The organism is Pseudobacteroides sp. (assembly GCF_036567765.1).
Classification (GTDB): domain Bacteria; phylum Bacillota; class Clostridia; order Acetivibrionales; family DSM-2933; genus Pseudobacteroides.
Genome location: NZ_DATCTU010000081.1, coordinates 13,850 through 33,316 on the forward strand (window position 1 = coordinate 13,850; position 19,467 = coordinate 33,316).

Here is a 19,467-nt window from a genome sequence, read left to right on the forward strand (position 1 = left end):
CTTATTATTATTAATTTATTAAGTCATGAATGAAAATGATCATGACTAAATGGAATAAATATGCCTGTACACTTATACACTTTTCCCCCCTTAATTAAATTCAGCTTATCTATTCCAAATAACTCAACCTGTTTATGAGTATAGTTATATAAGCTTATAATAATATAATTAATAAAAAAAGACAATTGCATGAATTGTCTTTTTTTAGTTAACAGATTAAATTTTCCATCATGACTAAACCCTTTACGATATACGTCTTGGATCTTGGGGAATCAAGTTAATCCTTGCCAGGACCTTTATTAGTATAAATGCACATATGCTGCATACGACTCCCTGTATAGCATTAAAGGGAAGGTTTGCAAACGCAGCAGTTAAACCGAACGTTTTATCAATTAGCCTTAATAAATATCCTTCTGCTATAAAATAACCAACAACCATAATAAAAGCACCAGTTCCAAACGCTATAACAGTCTTAATGTTAATTTCAGCCCTTTTGCTATTACCTATTATGCTAGCAATCACAAATGCCTCCATACCTTTAACAATTAGTGTTATTGGTGCATAAATAGGACTTCCTAGATATAAATCAGCAATTGCAGCTCCAATCCCACCCACTGCAAATCCATAATACCTTCCTAGAAGTACAGCAGCTGTCATTACAAAGATATCTCCAAGATTAAAATACCCGGTGTATAACTTAATCTGCGTAACAATAGTTGTTACACAAATCAAGGCCATAAAGAGTCCGCCCAATGCTATTTTTTTTGTACTTATTACTTTCATCAGTTCTCCCCCATTTCACAAACTGTACCGATACACATTTAACCAATACATAAAAATCATAAATATATTAATAGCATTGACGTTCCATGTCAATATTATTTTATCTCCTCTGTCTTGAAAAATTGTATTGATAACCTTATAATCTCATTATATGGTTAAACAGATAATGATTTATACAGTCATTACTTACTTGAAAGGATATCGGATTATGGAGTATTCTGCAGATTCAAAAAGATATGAAAAAATGATTTACCGCAGATGCGGTAAGAGTGGACTGAAGCTGCCTGCAGTTTCGCTAGGTCTCTGGCACAATTTCGGCGGTATAAACAGTCTTGAGACAAGTAAAGGTATCATAAGAAAGGCATTTGACCTTGGCATAACACATTTCGATCTGGCAAACAATTATGGTCCGCCTCCGGGATCAGCCGAGGAAAATTTCGGAAGGATAATGAAATCCGACTTGCAGTGTTACAGAGATGAGCTGATTGTTTCAACCAAAGCCGGATATGATATGTGGCCTGGTCCTTATGGAGAATGGGGATCAAGGAAATACCTTATAGCCAGTATAGACCAAAGCCTTAAAAGAATGGGGCTTCAGTACGTGGATATTTTCTATTCACACAGACCCGACCCTGAAACTCCGCTTGAGGAAACCATGGGTGCCCTTGATCATATTGTTAGAAGCGGTAAAGCTCTTTATGCAGGCATATCAAATTATAATCCCGAGCAAACCAAAAAGGCTCTTGAGATTCTAAAATCTTTAGGAACTCCCTGCCTGATACACCAGCCTTCTTATTCAATGTTTAACAGATGGATTGAGCCGGAGCTATTAGAGGTTTTAGAAAATGAAGGAGTAGGATGTATTGTTTTTTCACCACTTGCACAGGGACTACTAACAGATAGATACTTAAAAGGAATACCTTCAGATTCAAGGGCTGCAGGCTCAAGCATTTTCTTGAAGCCGGAAGATATCAGTGAAGACAAACTTAGAAAACTCAACCTTTTAAATGAATTGGCTATAAAAAGGGGGCAAAAGCTGTCGCAGATGGCAATTTCGTGGGTACTGAGGAATGATACTGTAACCTCAGCCATTGTTGGAGCAAGCTCCCAGAGTCAGATTGAAGACACTGTCCTCGCTGTAAAAAATCTAAAATTCAGTAATGAAGAGTTAAAAATAATAGATGATATTCTGAATTGATATTTATTTTATTGGCAAATTATAGTATAATGTTAATAACTGAATATTGGAGGTGAGGGTAAATTGGAAAAGCGTCGTTTATCCTGTAGCAAGGACTGGACAACTTTGTCAATAGCGAACTTTGATGAAAAAAAGACACTCTACCTTAACTACAATGATATTAACAGGATTGAGTTTGACGAAATACTGATAAACAAACTTTTCAGGAAAATTAGAACTGAAAAGATTCAGATTTTTACGAACACATCCAGCACACCAATTGAGTTTATCAAGCACAACCATGAAAAGTACTTCGAAGAATACAAACAGGAACTTTCAAAATTTGCAAGAGACAACAAAATATCCTTAATAGATAGAATTGTTTTATAAATTAACACCGCTATCAGACGGATTAAACCATCTGACAGCGGTTGTTTTTAATGTCTATGAAATTATACTTTCGCAAAAACTCTAAGCCCTTTATTTATAAACTCCACCTTTAGTGGAAGTCCTTGAGCTTTTTCTCCATCAACGCTTATGCCAACCTCGCTGCTACTTGTTACGGTGCACTTTTTGGCAGTGAGCTTTAATACATGTTTGTCATTTAATGAGTCATTGCTTAAAACCTTAAAGAACAATGATGCCAAATCAATATGGGAACAGCTTTTGATGAGGACTATATCCATTAAACCGTCTGAATAATCAGCTTCCTTTATTATATTGGAAAAACCTGCTGCATGTTTACCGTTGAGTATCAGAAATAGTAGGCTCTCTTCTTCAATAATATCATCCTCTGTTTCTATTCGAAGAGTAAAGGATTTAATGTTGGTAACTTCATTAAGTGCTTTTAGATAATAAGCAAAGGGCCCAAAGTTCTTTTTGAGCTCGTTATGGGTACTGAATGAAACGTTGACAAATAACCCCCCCGCACATGTGCTTAGAAAGTATTTTGAATTGTTTATGAGCCCTACATCAACCTCTATAATGTTATCTGACAGAATCACGTCAAGACAATCATTTAAATAGTGGGGAATGTTAAGACATCTTGCAAAGTCATTACAAGTGCCTGACGGAATAATTCCCACGGGTACATTTAATTTATTCTTAAACATTTTATTAACAATGCTGTTTAAGGTTCCGTCCCCACCTGATATGATTAGCTGGTCAAAATCCCCTTCCTGAAACAGGTTGGTCAGGTTTTTATCCTTAACACTATGCAATCTGTATGGCATTAACATTATATTCTTTTCCTGGAATCGCTCAAGGATAAGATCAAGTTTTGTCGGAATGGTCCTATCACCTGACATTGGATTGTATATAAATAGTGCTTTTTTCATTGGGATCCTCCCATATTATATATTAAACAAATCTCTATTGTTATTCTTAAGTATATTATACATTTTTATTGGTTTTTTGGAATACAAAAATAATATTTTTATTTTAAGTATTCCTTAAACATATTGCACTCAAGATTTTTTATAAAGCTTTGGTATGCATTTTTCTCTAAGAGTGCATTTGTGAGCCTTTTTTCGCAGACGGTGATATCAGGGCTTGGTACAAAGTTCTTTCGCCAGACGGTCACCGTGCTTTCATCAACCTCATGAATAAAATCAATTTTACCTGCAGCTCTCAGGTACTTAAGGGCAGCTATTACAATCTCCTCCTCAACACCAAGAAGCAAAGCCAGGTCATATAGTTCAAACAGCCCTTCACCTGCTGCTGTTGATCGTTTCAATATCCCAAACAGCTCCAAAACAAAACCTTTCAAGGAATAGTCGGACAAAATAGAAAAATTGAGTATCACTCTTTTAGGGTTTACCAGGTATACGGCTTCCCTAAACACATTGGAGTTAACAGGAATTGATAAAAACACCAAATTATCCGCCTTTTTAAGCTGCATCCTGTTTCTGCTTCCTTCTATGGGGCATTTATCAACAGCACCTTCATAAAATACTATTGAATTCTCATAAATTTCTGCTGCTTCTCGTGGTTCAAGGTCCCTGGCGTCTTCAATCATACCTTCAAATGCTTTTCTAATCCTTCCATCGGTTTCAACAATGTGTTCTATTGTAAGCTGGAGGCTTGTATTGTTCTTGTAAGAATTAAGTCCCACCTTATAGACAATATCACACACTTTACCCTTAAAGCTGTCGCTTCCTCCAAACCATTTAACAGCGGTGAGCCTTATATCATCGATATCCGACACCACCATTATATGATGATTTTTGGCTGTAACTCTGTCATTTAGGATTGATACGTTGCGTGTTATGAATAATGGTGCTTCAAAACCTTCACCGTATGGTCCCGCTTTTTTAAGTCTCTCATAGAAGATCTCATCTATATCATCAAAGGAAAGCTCCCTGTCTACCTTAATCTCAATGTTATTGTCTGCAAAATTAAATCTTTCGGCAGCTGCTTCAATTTCATCGGTAAATGCCTCAATGTCTTCCTTCTTTAATGAAAGCCCTGCTGCCTTTGAGTGACCCCCGAACTTTAGAAGCTTTCCTGAAGTCTCCTTTAAAATCTCATATATATTTACATCATCTGTTGATCTCCCTGATCCTACTATGGTTTCCCCATCTTCCTTAAGAGATAGCATAATAGTCGGCTTTCTGTATGTTTCACAGACTTTGCCTGCCGCGATGCCGATAATACCATGATGCCAATACTCATTGTATAAAACCATAATACTCTTCAGTTTTTTATAGTTTTCAACAAGCTCTACAGCCTCTTTAATTATTTGCTCTTGTACCCTTTTTCTTTCCTCGTTGAGAGAATTAATTCTCCTTGCCAATTCATCTGCTGCTTTTGCTTCTCTAATAAGCAGCAAATCAACCGGAAGCCTTGCAGAATCCATTCTTCCTGCTGCATTAATACGGGGTGCAATCTGGAATGCCACATCCTCCTCAGACTGAATACTACTATTTTGCTGGATGATGTTAAAAAGCGACTTTAGTCCGGTTCGGCTTGTATTAAACAGCATAGGGAGCCCATTTTTCAATAGATATCTATTCTCACCATTCAGGCTCACCACATCTGCAATAAGAGACAGAGCAACAAGGTCCATAAAAAGTTGTGCTTTTTCTTCCATACCATAGCTTTGTAAAAGTGCCCTGCATAAAAAATACGCCATGGCACAGCCTGATAGATTTCTAGCCTTATGGCCTTCCTTTAGAAGCTTGGGATTTAATATTGCATCCGCAGGAGGAAGCACTTCGGGTATGCTGTGATGGTCTGTCACCACAACATTCATGCCCAGGTCTTTTGCCAGTGTTACTTCATTCACATTAGACACTCCGCAGTCACATGTGATAATGAGTGAAACCCCTTTTTCCTTAAGCCCTTCAATAACTCCTGCATTCATTCCATATCCTTCGGTAAATCTATCCGGAACGTGGTACATAACACTGGGCGTAAAAAATCCCAGACACTGCATCAATAAAGCAGTGCTGGTAACACCGTCTACGTCATAATCACCATATATAGCAATCTTTTCTTTGTTACCGATTGCTTGTTTTATTATATGCACCGCATCTCTCATTTGAGGGAATTCCCATATATCCGTAGGAACATACAGTTCCTCATGAAGCATCTGCTTTACTGTAATAGGGTCTTTATATCCTCTATTGTAGAATAACAATCCTATAAGTTCGTCACCGTCGGCAGCATTTTTTAATTCCTGGGGAATTTTTACACCATTATTTTTTATAGATATTCTTACATTCATATAAGTGCTAATCCTCCCATCTTAAGCTGTCAAGAAAATCTTCATCATCTTCCATGGCCTTAAAATCAACTTTTTTATTATTGCAAAACCAGTTGAATTCACATATTTTGCAGTGTTCTATATAATTTTCCTTATCAAACTCCCCGTAGTCAAAATCCATAATTCTAACTACCCTGCTCTGGATTTCTTCCTTAAAAAGTCTGTGCCTTTCATCACTGTAGACAATCTTTTCAATTGTGCCGGGAGGATCAGGCTGCCAATAATTCATTGATATCAAATGACTCTGAGCATCTTCCCCACTTATAAGCTTAGACTGCTCTTTTAAAACAAACACATATACTATTGTCTGAAGCTTTTTTAAAAAACTTGTATTCCTTTGGACCTTATCAGGGTCAGGCCTTAGTGAATGGGTTTTCCAGTCCCATATTTCAATTTTCCCGTTTTTAACCAATAACAGGTCATAGTTTGCCTCAAGTCTCATAATATTGTCTGCCATTCTTATCTTATATTCCGGCAGGTAAACATAATCTTTATTAATGGGAAAACTGTTTTTCAAATTTTCAACCCACCTTTTAAGCTCTGCATCCTCTATGTGCTCATCCATAATACCTAAAAAGTATCTATGGGCAATGAGGTGAAAGTCATTACCCATATCCAGCCTTTTCTTTACATCTCCATCGGGATAGCTGTTCCATTTAAGGTTTTCAATGTACCTTTTTCTGAACTTCAAAGGGCAGTTGGCGAAGGTGGTCAGGGATTGCTGCGTGAAGAGGAATCCTTCAGGGATAATATTCTTATTTTTGTCAGCTGTTGATCCCATATAAGTCATTTACTCCCTTCTTCATCAATAAACTTTTTTATTTCCACAAGATATTGGCATGGAAGTACTTCATTCCTTTTCCCCTGGTTTGAATGCTCGCCGGACAGGAAAAGGTACTGCTTTGCTCTGGTTATTCCTACATAGAGAAGCCTTGCCTTTTCCGATATGGTCTCAATCTTGGCTTTCACAAGGGGATCACCCATAAAGCTTCCCTCTATCTTTTTCTGCATCTCCGCTTTTATAACCGCCTGGGGATTTTTATACTCCTCCCTTAAAAACCAATACTCTCCAATAAACTTGTCTTTCAATGTCACCGGAAAATCAGCATAATTAAGCCCTGTAAGGAAAACCACATCCCACTCAAGCCCTTTTGATTTATGGTAAGTCGCTACCGTAATAACTCCTGGCTTGGGTTCATATCCCTTAAGCTCGTACACGACCCCTGCAAAATAATTAAACATGTTTTTTGGACTCAATAGCTCCAATGCCAAATCTCCCATACGCCATACCGGACTGCGGCTCATAAGGTATCTTACATCTCCGGCAACCTTTTGAGCTATAGCTCTCTCTTCCCTGCCAAACTTAAGCTTCTCAGATATGTAGAGAATAAGCTTTTCCACTATGGTATCAGGAAACTCCAAAAGCTCCCTTACAAGATCCAAGTAACTTAAAAAATCAGACCAAATCGTGCTTTTAGAAAGCTCCCTGGGTATATCCCTTATGTTTATTTCTCCACCTTGAGGATATAAAAGGTTTTCAGTAGGACACCTCTTTAAAAAGCTTGTAAGCATATCCTTCTGTCCGATCCTTTTTTGCCCCTCATTTTCAATATCATTTTCCGTTTCAACCTGAGTTTTATGGTCCGCATCATACCTTTCGGTAAGGAAGCATTCCAGCATCATGGCCGCAAGCTTCTCACCATCCTCAGGATATGCAATATAATCTATGACCCTGCCTAACATTCTAACTGTTTTGTTTTTTTCAGGAGATGAATTATCAAGCTGCTCATATGGTAAATCCCAAGATCCCAGAATTTTGACTATCTCCTTGATCTTCCATGCACTTGGTGCCAAAATTGCAGCTGTTTTGTCAGGGAATAAGTTTAAGAATTCCTGTGCCTTTTTGACTATCCTCCTGGCTTCATCCTGCCAGGAGGGAAATATTCCAGCCTTTATTCCGTACTCAGGTATCTCAGGATTTTTTCTCTCATCATCGTCACTAACCGGTTCTATATATTGGGGCAAAAGGCTGTCTCTGCACTCTAAAATCGGATGCCTCTCCCTAATATACTTAACAAAATGATTTGCCAGGTTAATAATGTCTTTTGTATTTCTGCTGGACTGGGTAATATTGTAAACAGTAGTTGCAGGATCCTCGCAAAAGCTCTTAAAAAGCGTAAAGTCGCTGTTTGAAAAACTTCCGCAAATTGCCTGGTTGCTGTCCCCTACCCTCAAAAGATTTCCATTTGCCAGCATTGTAAGGATTTCACTCTGTATAAGGTTGGAGTCCTGGGCTTCATCCTCGCATACAAAAGTGTACTTTTTCTGATATTTTTCCAGTAAACTACTGTCTTCCATAAGTATTTTTTTAGAGCTGTACAGCATATCGTCAAAATCAAGAAACCCTGAAATCTTAAGCTTTCTATCATATAGCCCGTAAACCTCAGATGCACATCTCAAAAAAGAGTTGTTAGGAAGGCTTTTACACCTTTCAAGTGCTTCCTGGGGGCCTATGCCGCGGCATTTGAAATCTCCTATTGCCCCTAAGACCAACCCGCAAAATTTATCATGCCATGTCTTATATATATCATTTAATTTATTGGAACTGAAATTCTGTTCATCAATAAAAAACGCAAGCCTTCTTTCATTACCCCTTTTCCATTCATCAACCGCACTGTTTATAATCTGAACCTTTGTTACCTCATCAACAATTCCAAACTCTTCATTTGCGATGATGTGGTCAGGTTTTTCCTTGATGATCTGAAGGCATAATCCATGAATTGTAGAAACAAAATAACCCTTATTGCCTTGGATCCCAAGCCTTTGAAGCTCCGCACTTATTCTTTGCTTGAAATTATTCACCGCACTGTTCATGTATGTAACAATCAATATTTTCCCGGGCTTTGGAATGCCCATTGCAATCATACGAGCAGCCCAAACAGACAGGCAGTAGGTCTTCCCGCCGCCTGGTATTGCCGGCACTGCACAATATCCGCCTCTATAATCCTCAACAAGTTCTTTCTGGCCTTTTCTAAGCCCCATGCCTGATCACCCACTGTATATTATAACATATGGGAGATATGCTTCAAGGTTTTGTAATTTTGTAAGTACAACAAAATCGCTTGGGATTTTGCAACATTGATTGTTGTTGTAGGAAACCTAGCTATAGAAAAAGTGATTCTGCCTCCAAACAAATTTGCTTTGAAGCTGAATCACTTTGTTATTTTTTATATATAAGGCTCTATGCTTCTATAATTTTTTCGCCCATATTTTTTATTCATGCCTTATCAAATGCTTTGCAAAAAAGCTTTCCATGGCTTTGTAAAAATCAAATCTGTTTTCTTCATTTGCAAAGCCGTGCCCTTCATTTTCCTTTACCATGTATTCCACATTGATGTTTCTTTTCTTTAATGCATCCACTATCTGGTCGGATTCTGCTTTGTTTACTCTCGGGTCATTGGCACCCTGTGCTACGAATAGAGGTGTCTTAATTTTGTCTGCGTGGAACACAGGCGAAACCTTTGTAAGAAGCTCTTTATCCTTGGCCGGATCTCCAACCCTTTCATAAAACATCTTGCGTTGGCTTTCCCAATATGGTGGGATTGTATTTAAAAGGGTAAATATATTTGAAACTCCGCAATAGTCAACTGCAGCTGCGTATAAGTCAGGTGTAAATGTTATTCCTGCCAGTGTTGCATATCCGCCATATGATGCCCCATAAATACCAACCCTTTTCGGGTCAGCAATACCTTGTTTGATAAGCCATTGAACACCATCTGTAATATCATCCTGCATTTTTAAACCCCATTGCTTGTTTCCAGCTTCAACAAATTTTTTACCATAACCTGTGGAACCTCTGAAATTAACCTGCAAAACTGCATAACCTCTGTTTGCAAGAAACTGTACTTCAGGGTTATATCCCCAGCTGTCTCTAGCCCAAGGGCCTCCATGAGGATTTACTATTACAGGCAGTTTTTGTGGTATCTTATTTACCGGTAATGTAAGATAGCCGTAGATTGTCAGGCCGTCACGGCTCTTATATGAAACAGGTATTATTTTTGCCATCTTTTCAGGATTTATTGAAGGTAAAATGTCACCCAGCTTTTTTAGTTTATCAGTTGTTGAGTCGTAGAAATAATATGCTCCCGGATCTCTGTCACTGCCAACTGAAAGTATAAACTTGTTCATGTCCTTGGACAAATCCTTTATTCCTACTTCTTTATCATTACCAAACTTGGAAGAAACCCTATTAAAAATCTCCTTGAGATCCTTATTGAAAATTTCAGCCCTTACCTTATCAGTGTTATAAACAGCACCTAATACCTCTCTTGTTGTGGGATTAATTATTATGCTTGATACATCAACATCTTTTCTCTCATATATAACCGCTTGCTTCTTAGTATCCAAATCAAGCTTTACAATTGCAGCTGTATCCTTGCCTACGTTTGATGTAGCATATATGCTTTTGTTATCACTTGAAAACATTATGGGAGTAAAGGATTCCCCAGCCTTTGTTTCAAGGAGCGGTTCAAATTCATCATCTTCTTTCTCCCTGTACAGAATCTTACACTCAATTCCATCGTTTGATCCCGCAATCCTGAGTTTACCATCTCCATCTGTAAGCCACCCTGTTATGTTGCCTGGGTTCTGTGCAACCATTGTTGTCTCACCGGTTAAAATATTAAGCTTATATATATCAAATACCCTAGGGTCTTTCTTATTCGTTGTAATAAGAATTTCATTCTTATTTCCCTTTAGCATATCCACATAGTAGGACAAAACACCCGGGTATGGTGTAAGGTCTTTATCTTCAGTTACTCCATCCATACCGGCCAAGTAAATATGATAATTTTCATCACCGCCATTGTCTTTCAGGTATATAATCTTGTCATCCTTCCATGCATAATCTGCTATATCCCTGTCCTTTGAACTTGTAATTCTCTTAGCTTCGCCCCCATCCGCAGGTACTATAAATACATTTCTTCTGCTTTCCCACGGTGCAACATATGCAAGATATTTCCCATCGGGAGACAGGCTGTAGCCTAATGTTGAAGGAGTTTTGAAAAAGTTCTCCATTGATACTTTCTCTACACCTTTATTGTCAGTACTTGCATTCTGAATCTTCCTGGCATTGATAAAAATAGTTGCCAACTGGGCATAATCAACTCTATCATTTTCACCTAACGATCCTCTTCCATACCCTTTAACGAGACCGAGCTTTACCCCTTGCTCCATATAGTCTTTTAGGCTCTTACTTTCCTTGTTGTCCAACCCCATTGCCCTAATTATTATCCTTACCGCTTCACCTCTTTTAAGCGGTTCATTATTTGATTTTATTTCTCCTATCTTTACCCATTGAAGATCATTTACAACTTTGCTGAAATCCTCCCCATGATTGTATGTAAACCATAAAACCGCTGCTTTAAGAAAATCTCCTGCTTTGACTTTGTCTAGAGGCGTTGTTCTTGTTGTATTCATTACGCCCGACTTTACCAATTGATTTACGCTGTCTTCATACCATGGCTTTTTTGCTGCAAACGAATTCATAGGCATGGTACTGCCTAGAATAGTAATAGATAGTGTTACTGCTGCAAATAGTTTTGTAAATCCATTTCTTTTAACCATGCTTCATTCCCTCCTCAAGCTTAATTTTATTAATTAATACATTAATTATTTTATTAATTTAACCACATTTTTTAAAAAAATTCAACCATTCCATACTTTTTTCATAATTCTAATGACAAATTTACAGCCTTTCTTTTCTTCACTGAATGCATAAACAGTCCCACCCTGTCCCTCTATAGCATTCTTTGCTATAAAAAGGCCTATGCCGATATTTGTAGGACTGTTACTGTTAGGCCCTTTATAAAATCTGTCAAATATTAATGGAAGCTCGCTTTTACTTATTCCCTCTCCATCATCTTCAATCCTGATTTCAACAAAAACATTGTTTTCCTCCCAGCTTATTTTTATGTTACCACCAGGCTTTACATGCTCTATTGAATTTTTAAAAATATTGGATACGGCCTCTGCAGTCCAGTTAACATCATGACTTACAACAATATCGGAAGAACCTTCCAAGAAAATCTTTATGCCTTTAGACTCGGCCATTGTTTTAAGCCCTTCAATGCTTTTTATAACTGTCTTTTCAATCAAGAGCTCCTGCTTTTCAAAAATCACCATTCTTCCTTCAAGTTTTGCCATTTTAAGAAGGTTCTTTACAAGCCACTCCATTCTTTCCAACTGATTTTTACTTTCTCTGATAAACTTTATGGCATCTTCCTTTGAAAGCTTATCATAATCCAAAAGTATTTCATTAAACATTATAAGAGACGCCAATGGGGTTTTTAATTGATGGGATATATCGGTTATCAGCCTTTTTAGAAACAGCTTCTCCTTCTGTAATGCTTCTAATGTCTCAGTCATTCTTTGTGCCATGGTGTTGAACTGGTAAACCAAAACGCCGAAATCTCCGTCCTCATTTTCCCCTTCAATTGTTCCAAATCTGCCTTCAACCAGAACCTCAGCTTCTGATGCAACCGTCCTGATCCTTCTGAATAATTTGTTATAGCCCCATATGATAATAAATAAAATAACTGCTGAAAAAACAATTATTATAGCAATTACTCTGTAAAAAAGGCTTTTGTAGCCTTTATTCATTAATTCATTTTTGTACGCTGCTTGGGAATCATTGTACGAGTATTTATTAAACATTTCCTTTCCACGGGCATAGTCTTTGTCATCACCAGAAATTATAGTTCTAACAATATCCTCTTCCATCTCAGGGTATTTTTTTACAAGACTTCCGGCAAGTGCTGTATTTTGTCTTATCTGAATTTTATTCATGGTATTGATAAAATTATTTAGAAATCCAAGGATTGCACCCGCAAAAGCCAAAAGCACTAACATCAGCAATATGAATGACTTTCGCACCTCATAATTCTTAAAAAGCATCAAGACTCGTCACACCTCATCCTTCCACATATATCCAATACCCCTTAGTGTTTCTATATGCTTTTTACTCTCTGACTCAATCTTTTCTCTAAGCCTTTTAACATATACATTTAACGTATTATGGTCAATGAAGCTGCCATCAATATCCCAAAGCTTCTCTATAATCTGATTCCTTTCAAGTACCCTTTCCTTATTTTCAACCAACAGCAGCAAAAGCTTGTATTCTGCTGCTGTAAGGTTTACTTCGGCACCATCCATCATGACCTTGCACTTTAACGGCTCTATACTTATATTGCCGCTTACTATTATGTTTGTCAGTTCATTCTTGTGTTGATCGGACCGTCTCCTCATGACAGCCTTTATCCTTGAGAGCATCTCACTAATCCTGACAGGCTTTGTAATGTAGTCATCCCCTCCTATATCAAGTCCGAAAACAACATTTGCCTCGCTGTCTAAAGCCGTTATAAAAATGACCGGAACATTGCTCTTTGCTCTAAGTTCCATACAAAAATCATAGCCGCTTCCATCAGGCAGTGAAACATCCAAAAGTACAAGCTCTGTAGAATTGTCCAAAAGCCTTTGTGCTTCTTTTATTGTTCCTGCAATACTAACATTGAAACCTTCTTTTTTTAATGCGTATTCCATTCCAAGGGCCAAGGCCTTGTCGTCTTCCACAAGCATGACATTCATATTTTTCACCTTTTCTTATTAATAATCAATCCTCTACCCTTAATGCTTCAACAATATTCATTTCATTCAGCTTCCTTAGAGGAATAAGAACAGCTAAAAACGTTATTGCTATAACACCGGCAGAACCTGCTATGTAAGGCCAAACCGGCATTGTGTAGCCAATAAACCCTAGAGGGTTTTTTACAATAACTCCGTATTTGGTCAGCAGGAAAGCCGCCGGGATACCTGCAATGCATGCAAATACTCCAAATAAGGTTCCTTCCAATAAAACAAGCTTTATAAATTGCCACTTTGTCATGCCTATTGCCTTAAAAACGGCATATTCCCTTTTCTTGACCAAAAGATTTATCGTTACAGTATTAATTATGTTTACACCTGATATAAGGACAATAAGGGATATAAAACCATATACCAGTATCATCAATTGATTTATAAGATCATTTGACTTCTTTTCCTGCTCATAAATATCATAGTATGTCACTGAATTCTCATCAGCAATAACATTGAGTTTTTCAAAAATCCCATCTCTGCTTTCCTGTGAATCAAACATAATACCTAGCGTATTGTAGTTCATTACTCCTGTTAACCTTTTAAAGCTTTCATCCGACATTATTATACCAAATCCGTTTAATATTGGCGAGCCATTTAGTGTTTCGTAGTCAACAACCTCTGAAATCTTAAAATCAACCATATCATTCTTCGCCAAAAACTTTTTTATCAGCCCTTTGTCTTTTTTATTTATATATTCACGGCTAAGCTTTGGAAGTTTAATGCTCTGGCCTTTTTTATAAGAGGTAAATCCATCATAAAACAGGCTCTTGTCCTCATTTCCCATTGCTTTATTGACTATAATAACCTCTTCACCTCTTCTAAACTTATCATAATCAACATGCTTTTTATTGTCCTTATTAAAAAACTCAAGGGCTTTTTTATCGTAGCTGATGATTTGAACATTTGGAATATAATAGTCCCTATATTCCTCAATACCGCCCTTTTTTACTAAAGACTCTACAAATTTTTTATTCACTGAGCTTTTTTCAACTAACATGGGAAGCTCTACATAGTTTAGTTTGTATACATCTTTAATCCCATTAATTTTTGCAAGCTTATCCCCAAAATCATCACCCATACTGAAATTTTGCGACATATAAATTGCCTGAACCTTCACATTGACTGTTATTATTTTATTTGACTCTAAAATAATATCTATCAGATTAGAAAAGAAAATAAACATAATTAATGATAGAGACAAAGATATGCAAGTAACATAAAACCGCTTTCTGTTTCTCTTGATATTTTTGTAAGCAACCTGCCCCTCAAACCCGAAAAACAGCTTAGCCAATCTGCCCCTTCTGCGTTTTATCTTTTCCCCCTTTAGTACATTGGTTCCTTTTATGGCATCCACCGGTGAAACCCTTGACGCAGAAAATGCAGGAAGGAGTACCGAGATAAAAACAGTAGCTATACCTAAAGCTGCTGCTACCAAAACTACCTTAGGATAGAAACCTATTTTGAAAGCTCCCAAAAACCCTGACATCATAACACCAAATACAATAAAAGCACCAAGATAACCTATTGTTATACCTGCGGGCACGGCAATTCCGCTCATGATTATTGCTTCTTTTATAACCAGGCTGCTTATCTGCCCCTTGGTTGCACCTATACTTCTTAAAATTCCAAAATGCTTTATTCTCTCCATTACCGATATGCTGAATGCATTATATATAACCACCACTGTACATACTACAACCAATGCGAAAATGAAAAAGAATATGGTTCCAACAGCATCATTTTTCTTTTTATCCGGGCCTTGCCCTATTAGATATAACATGCTTGAGTTTGGATCAATCTTTGTATTGGTAACTTTAGCAATGCTCTCAGCAGCTTTCATTTTGTCATTTTTATCTTTTAGGTTTGCATAATAAATATATTTGTCCCCAGCATTTATATTGTTATCTATAAGGCCTAGAGCTGTATTGTTAATCATATTGCTTTCATAAGCTCCAACTATTTTATAAACGACATGGCTCTTATTATTGCTTATACTGATTGTACCCTCTAAGGTATCTGCAATTCCCTTTTCTTTTAATACATTATAGTATTTTCTATCCACTATGACTTCATTGCTTTTCCCGGGCAATCTGCCAACTGCCATTTTGACTTTGAAAATATCCTTGTATGCATCAGTATCATATGCCTTCACATGTACTTTCCGTAGGGATCCAGTAAGCAGCTTGGTGTCCAGGTTAATATCCCCAATCTCTTTTACAGTTCCGCCGTTTTTTATTTCTGAATTGTTAATTATTTGCTTAAGTTTATCACCGGATACGTCCAAAAAAGCTATCTCGTAGTTACCTACACTCTCTTTTACATCTTCGATTTCATTTTCCTTACCGCTGAAATAGATCCCCCCTATGACAGTAAACATGGATATGGCAATAATGATGCCAGTGAGGGTCAGAATTGTTCTTGCCTTGTGCTCTTTAAGATACTTTATAGTCAGTCCCTTATAGCTGTTCATTTTCTCATCACCTCATCCGCAAAAATTTTCCCGTCTATTATGCTTATTACTCTATTTGCCTGGGAGGCGATGTTCATGTCATGAGTTATTAATATAAGTGTCTGATTATACTTTTGTGCGGAATATTTCATAAGTTCCAAGACTTCCTTGGAGTTTTTGGAGTCAAGGTTCCCGGTAGGCTCATCTGCCAATATTATCGCAGGCTTGTTTGATAGTGCCCTGCCAATGGAAACCCTCTGCTGCTGTCCTCCGGAAAGTTGAGAAGGAAGGTGATTTCTCCTGTCTGTTAGGTTTAGGATCCCCAAAAGCTCATCAATATAACTTTTATCCTGCTTTCTGTTGTCCAAAAGCAGAGGCATCAGAATATTCTCCTCAGTTGTCAGAACTGGTATAAGGTTATATGACTGAAAAACAAAGCCTACCTTCCTTCTCCTTAAAATAGAAAGCTGTTTTTCCCTAAGGCCGTATATGTCTACACCTTCTATAAACACCTTTCCTTTTGTCGGTTTATCCACCCCTCCTATAAGGTGCAGTAATGTACTCTTTCCCGATCCACTTGGACCAACTATTGCTACAAATTCTCCTTTCTCTACTGCAAAGCTAATGTTTTCTATAGCAACAACCTCATTATCGCCTTTTCCATATGTTTTTGTAAGATTTTCGACTTTTAATATTTCCATCTTCGGCTACTCCTTTATTTTGTATTGATTTTATAGTCTAATTGTAGCCTCTGAATATTACATATCGATTAAAATTAAGATTACATTTTTGTAATTTTACCTTATTATAACCGTCGTCCCATTTTTCACATATTTATATATTTCCTCAACATCCTGATTGTACATTCCTATGCATCCGGCTGTCCAATCCCTTGGATAATCAGGTGTTGCACCTCCATGAATTCCGATATAACTGCCAAGTTTTGTCGTCTGAGGAGGCATTACCTTATCTGAATAACTTTCTTTAATTTTATTATAATCATCTTTTGAAATCATTTTCTTCTCAAGTCCTTCTTCTGCTGCTTCTAAGCCCGGGTAGCTAAGCATCATCCATCTGCTTCCAAGATAGGTCTTAGGTGGGTCATATACTTCCTTTTGACATATATAGAAAACCCCTATAGGAGTTTTGTAATCCCCTTCCTTTTCCTTCTTACCGTCTTTTGACCTCTTTCCTGCGGAAACAGCATATTGCTTGATGACTTCTTCCTTGTATTTTAAGTATAGTGTCCTGCTATCTAAATCAATCAGTATACTAAAGTTTCCCTTGTCATCAATATTCTTAGACCTCAATATCTCATCCAACTGCATATCTGGCTTGACACTTCTTAAGTGTACTTTATCCGATGCAACCTCGTTGTTTTTCCATTCACGATCGGGAGCCTGGAAAGCCGAAGTAACCTTATTCTTGGCATAAACAGTTGCATCCTCCAGCTTCGTAGACATAAACTTAAAATTAACTGCTGTGATAGTTATCAAAGGTATTAAAACCAACAAACCAATAAAATATTTTTTCATCATTTCACCTACCTATCCAATAAAAAACTTTTTATATTTGATACAATTTCTCTTAAATAATAGTAAGGCTTTAAATAATCCACAGTCACAGATGGTGAACCCTTAGCCTCAATACCTAGCCTTTTGGACAACCACAGGGATCTGAACACATGAAAATCGCTTGTTACAACAACCGCATCCCTAAATCCTTGTCTCTCCATTACAACCTTGGAGAACTTAAGGTTTTCATAGGTACTGGTGGACTTGTCCTCTTCGAAAATCACATTTTCGGCAACACCCTTTCTTATGAACCATTTCTTCATAGCTTTAGCTTCAGTAATTATCTCATCAGGTCCCTGACCACCGCTTACAATAATATTCTTTGCTATTCCGTTTTTATATAGCTCCAAAGCATTTTGGAGCCTGTATTCCAGCATTTCGCTAGGACCTTCACCCCATATCTGGCATCCTAATACTATCATAACATCAGCGTTTTGAGGCTTGGTATTTTTTGCACCATTAAAAATAAATAAAAATAGTATTAATGATGGGATTATAATAGTAGCGACAATAATTATGACAACTTTTCTCATCAATCGGATGACTGAATACATCCTTGATTTAAAGCCATCTTCATGTTTTTTCCGCACTGCCCTTAATAACATCCTGTGTTACCTCCCTAAAAAAGCTAATAATCCCGGATGTTGCTGTTTGTCTTTCCGGTTCCTGATTTATTATATCGCCCGTCTCTTTTATTGAAGTCATATTTAGGCTTATTAAATAAACCCTGCTATCCTTATATTCCTCACTTCCGTTTGTTGTAAAAACCAGCTTGTTACCGCTTTGGGCCCATGCTATGCTCCCTTCTGAATTCATTCCCTGTGTAAGCTGCTCTTTATTTGTCCCATCGCTTTTCATGATAAATATATCATTCCTATTGGTTTTCCCGCCTGAGAATGCAATCCACCCTCCATTGGCAGACCATGAAACTCCTGCTATATCAACCTGTTCATCCAATTCCTTTTTTTCACTATCCAAAAAGTTATACGTAAGTAATTTTTGTGCACTAACCCTGTCTCTTGAATTCTTAACATAAGCTATACTGCTTCCTGTCGGTGATAATGCAAATAAACTTACATCCTTATCTATTAAAACGAATTCTTTATTAATAAGATCAAGTACATAGAGATCCTTTTTGCCTTCATCAACAGACCTTCCCAAAAACAAATACCTTCCTCTATCAAAATCAATTACAGCATCCTCTATAGAGCTGATTTTGGGAATATTTATATTCTCAAATTTCAAATCTTCTTGCTTTTTCATATCCCTCTGTCTTATATCTCCGATTTTCATAATCCTGCTCCTTGATTTGCCGGCATGGCTCATAAGACCATATACCTTTGAACCTAGATACCTGTTTAGATATATTATTGGATTTGAAACCAAAACCTCGTGTTCCCCATAAAATGAATAATCAGGAGTCCTTGAAATCGCAAGAGAGTTTTTGCCCTTCTGCGGATTTATGGAAGCAAGCATTGATACTCCACTTTCTTCCAGGCTTATAAGATTTTTGCCATAAAGAGCATATTTAAAATCTTTTGAAAAACATAATTTGCTGCTATCATCATATATAGAAGCGAAAACCAACTTTTTCTCCTTTGTTTTAATATCAATACTGTAAAACTCTATCTCCCTGCTGTTTTTAGCAGTTCGCACAATAAGTCTTTCTCCTGTAAAGCCTTCAACATCTCCCGGACATATTTCGCTTAAACCTACCAAAAGGCTGTTATTCGAAGTTCCTGCCCCTTTTATGACAGTCACCTTATTATCGGAACTGCATCCTGCTGTTATAAAAAGCAGAAAACTTACTACAAATGACAGTAATTTAATTTTCAAATATTCATCCTCCCTATCCATGTATCTGATTTTTTTCATTCCCTGCAACCACTTCAATACTTATGAGATAAATAATACATGATAATTATAATAATAGGGTAAAGCGGATGTAACAAATTTGTAAATAATTGATATTGAAATTTACCCCATAATTTCTAGACATAATAAAAGGCCGAAAATCCCCGGC

Annotated in this window: 15 protein-coding genes; 2 read left to right on the plus strand and 13 right to left on the minus strand. The window is 37.1% G+C overall.

Annotated elements, in window-relative coordinates:
• Positions 1-243: 243 nt before the first annotated feature.
• On the minus strand, positions 244-783 hold the full coding sequence (locus tag VIO64_RS11820) for an ECF transporter S component (protein WP_331918396.1): 540 nt from the start codon (positions 781-783) through the stop codon (positions 244-246).
• Between the two features lie 208 nt (positions 784-991).
• On the opposite strand from VIO64_RS11820, the gene mgrA reads away from it, so the two are divergent.
• On the plus strand, positions 992-1,981 hold the full coding sequence (mgrA, locus tag VIO64_RS11825) for an L-glyceraldehyde 3-phosphate reductase (RefSeq protein ID WP_331918398.1): 990 nt from the start codon (positions 992-994) through the stop codon (positions 1,979-1,981).
• A 63-nt stretch (positions 1,982-2,044) separates the two neighbouring features.
• Positions 2,045-2,350, plus strand: coding sequence for a hypothetical protein (locus VIO64_RS11830; RefSeq protein ID WP_331918400.1), 306 nt, complete (start codon positions 2,045-2,047; stop codon positions 2,348-2,350).
• A gap of 62 nt (positions 2,351-2,412) precedes the next feature.
• Here the strand turns inward: VIO64_RS11830 and VIO64_RS11835 are convergent, their stop codons facing one another.
• From VIO64_RS11835 to VIO64_RS11890, 12 genes are all read right to left on the minus strand, one after another.
• The gene (locus VIO64_RS11835; RefSeq protein WP_331918402.1) at positions 2,413-3,297 is read right to left on the minus strand and encodes a YegS/Rv2252/BmrU family lipid kinase; all 885 of its coding nucleotides are present in this window, start codon (positions 3,295-3,297) and stop codon (positions 2,413-2,415) included.
• A 98-nt stretch (positions 3,298-3,395) separates the two neighbouring features.
• Positions 3,396-5,687: a single-stranded-DNA-specific exonuclease RecJ gene (gene recJ / locus VIO64_RS11840; protein WP_331918404.1), complete on the minus strand. Its 2,292-nt coding sequence runs from the start codon at positions 5,685-5,687 to the stop codon at positions 3,396-3,398.
• A gap of 7 nt (positions 5,688-5,694) precedes the next feature.
• Entirely contained in the window at positions 5,695-6,516 is an 822-nt protein-coding gene (locus VIO64_RS11845; protein WP_331918406.1) for a PD-(D/E)XK nuclease family protein, read from the minus strand.
• The gene (locus tag VIO64_RS11850; RefSeq protein WP_331918408.1) at positions 6,513-8,768 is read right to left on the minus strand and encodes an ATP-dependent helicase; all 2,256 of its coding nucleotides are present in this window, start codon (positions 8,766-8,768) and stop codon (positions 6,513-6,515) included. Before VIO64_RS11850 ends, VIO64_RS11845 begins: the two co-directional genes overlap by 4 nt.
• A gap of 231 nt (positions 8,769-8,999) precedes the next feature.
• Positions 9,000-11,351 carry a S9 family peptidase gene (locus VIO64_RS11855; protein ID WP_331918410.1) on the minus strand — a complete coding sequence of 784 codons (2,352 nt, stop codon included), beginning with the start codon at positions 11,349-11,351 and terminating at the stop codon, positions 9,000-9,002.
• An 81-nt stretch (positions 11,352-11,432) separates the two neighbouring features.
• The gene (locus VIO64_RS11860) at positions 11,433-12,680 is read right to left on the minus strand and encodes a HAMP domain-containing sensor histidine kinase (protein WP_331918694.1); all 1,248 of its coding nucleotides are present in this window, start codon (positions 12,678-12,680) and stop codon (positions 11,433-11,435) included.
• 9 nt (positions 12,681-12,689) lie between these two features.
• Positions 12,690-13,370, minus strand: a complete 681-nt coding sequence (locus VIO64_RS11865) for a response regulator transcription factor (protein WP_331918412.1) — start codon at positions 13,368-13,370, stop codon at positions 12,690-12,692.
• Between the two features lie 25 nt (positions 13,371-13,395).
• A complete protein-coding gene (locus tag VIO64_RS11870; protein WP_331918414.1) occupies positions 13,396-15,891 on the minus strand; it encodes an ABC transporter permease in 2,496 nt (831 codons plus the stop codon).
• Positions 15,888-16,571 (minus strand): ABC transporter ATP-binding protein, encoded by a 684-nt coding sequence (locus VIO64_RS11875; protein WP_331918416.1) that lies wholly within the window; start codon positions 16,569-16,571, stop codon positions 15,888-15,890. Before VIO64_RS11875 ends, VIO64_RS11870 begins: the two co-directional genes overlap by 4 nt.
• Positions 16,572-16,667: 96 nt before the next feature.
• Entirely contained in the window at positions 16,668-17,405 is a 738-nt protein-coding gene (locus VIO64_RS11880; protein WP_331918418.1) for a L,D-transpeptidase, read from the minus strand.
• An 8-nt stretch (positions 17,406-17,413) separates the two neighbouring features.
• The gene (locus VIO64_RS11885; RefSeq protein ID WP_331918420.1) at positions 17,414-18,049 is read right to left on the minus strand and encodes a YdcF family protein; all 636 of its coding nucleotides are present in this window, start codon (positions 18,047-18,049) and stop codon (positions 17,414-17,416) included.
• A complete protein-coding gene (locus VIO64_RS11890; RefSeq protein WP_331918422.1) occupies positions 18,018-19,280 on the minus strand; it encodes a hypothetical protein in 1,263 nt (420 codons plus the stop codon). Before VIO64_RS11890 ends, VIO64_RS11885 begins: the two co-directional genes overlap by 32 nt.
• Positions 19,281-19,467 lie beyond the last annotated feature (187 nt).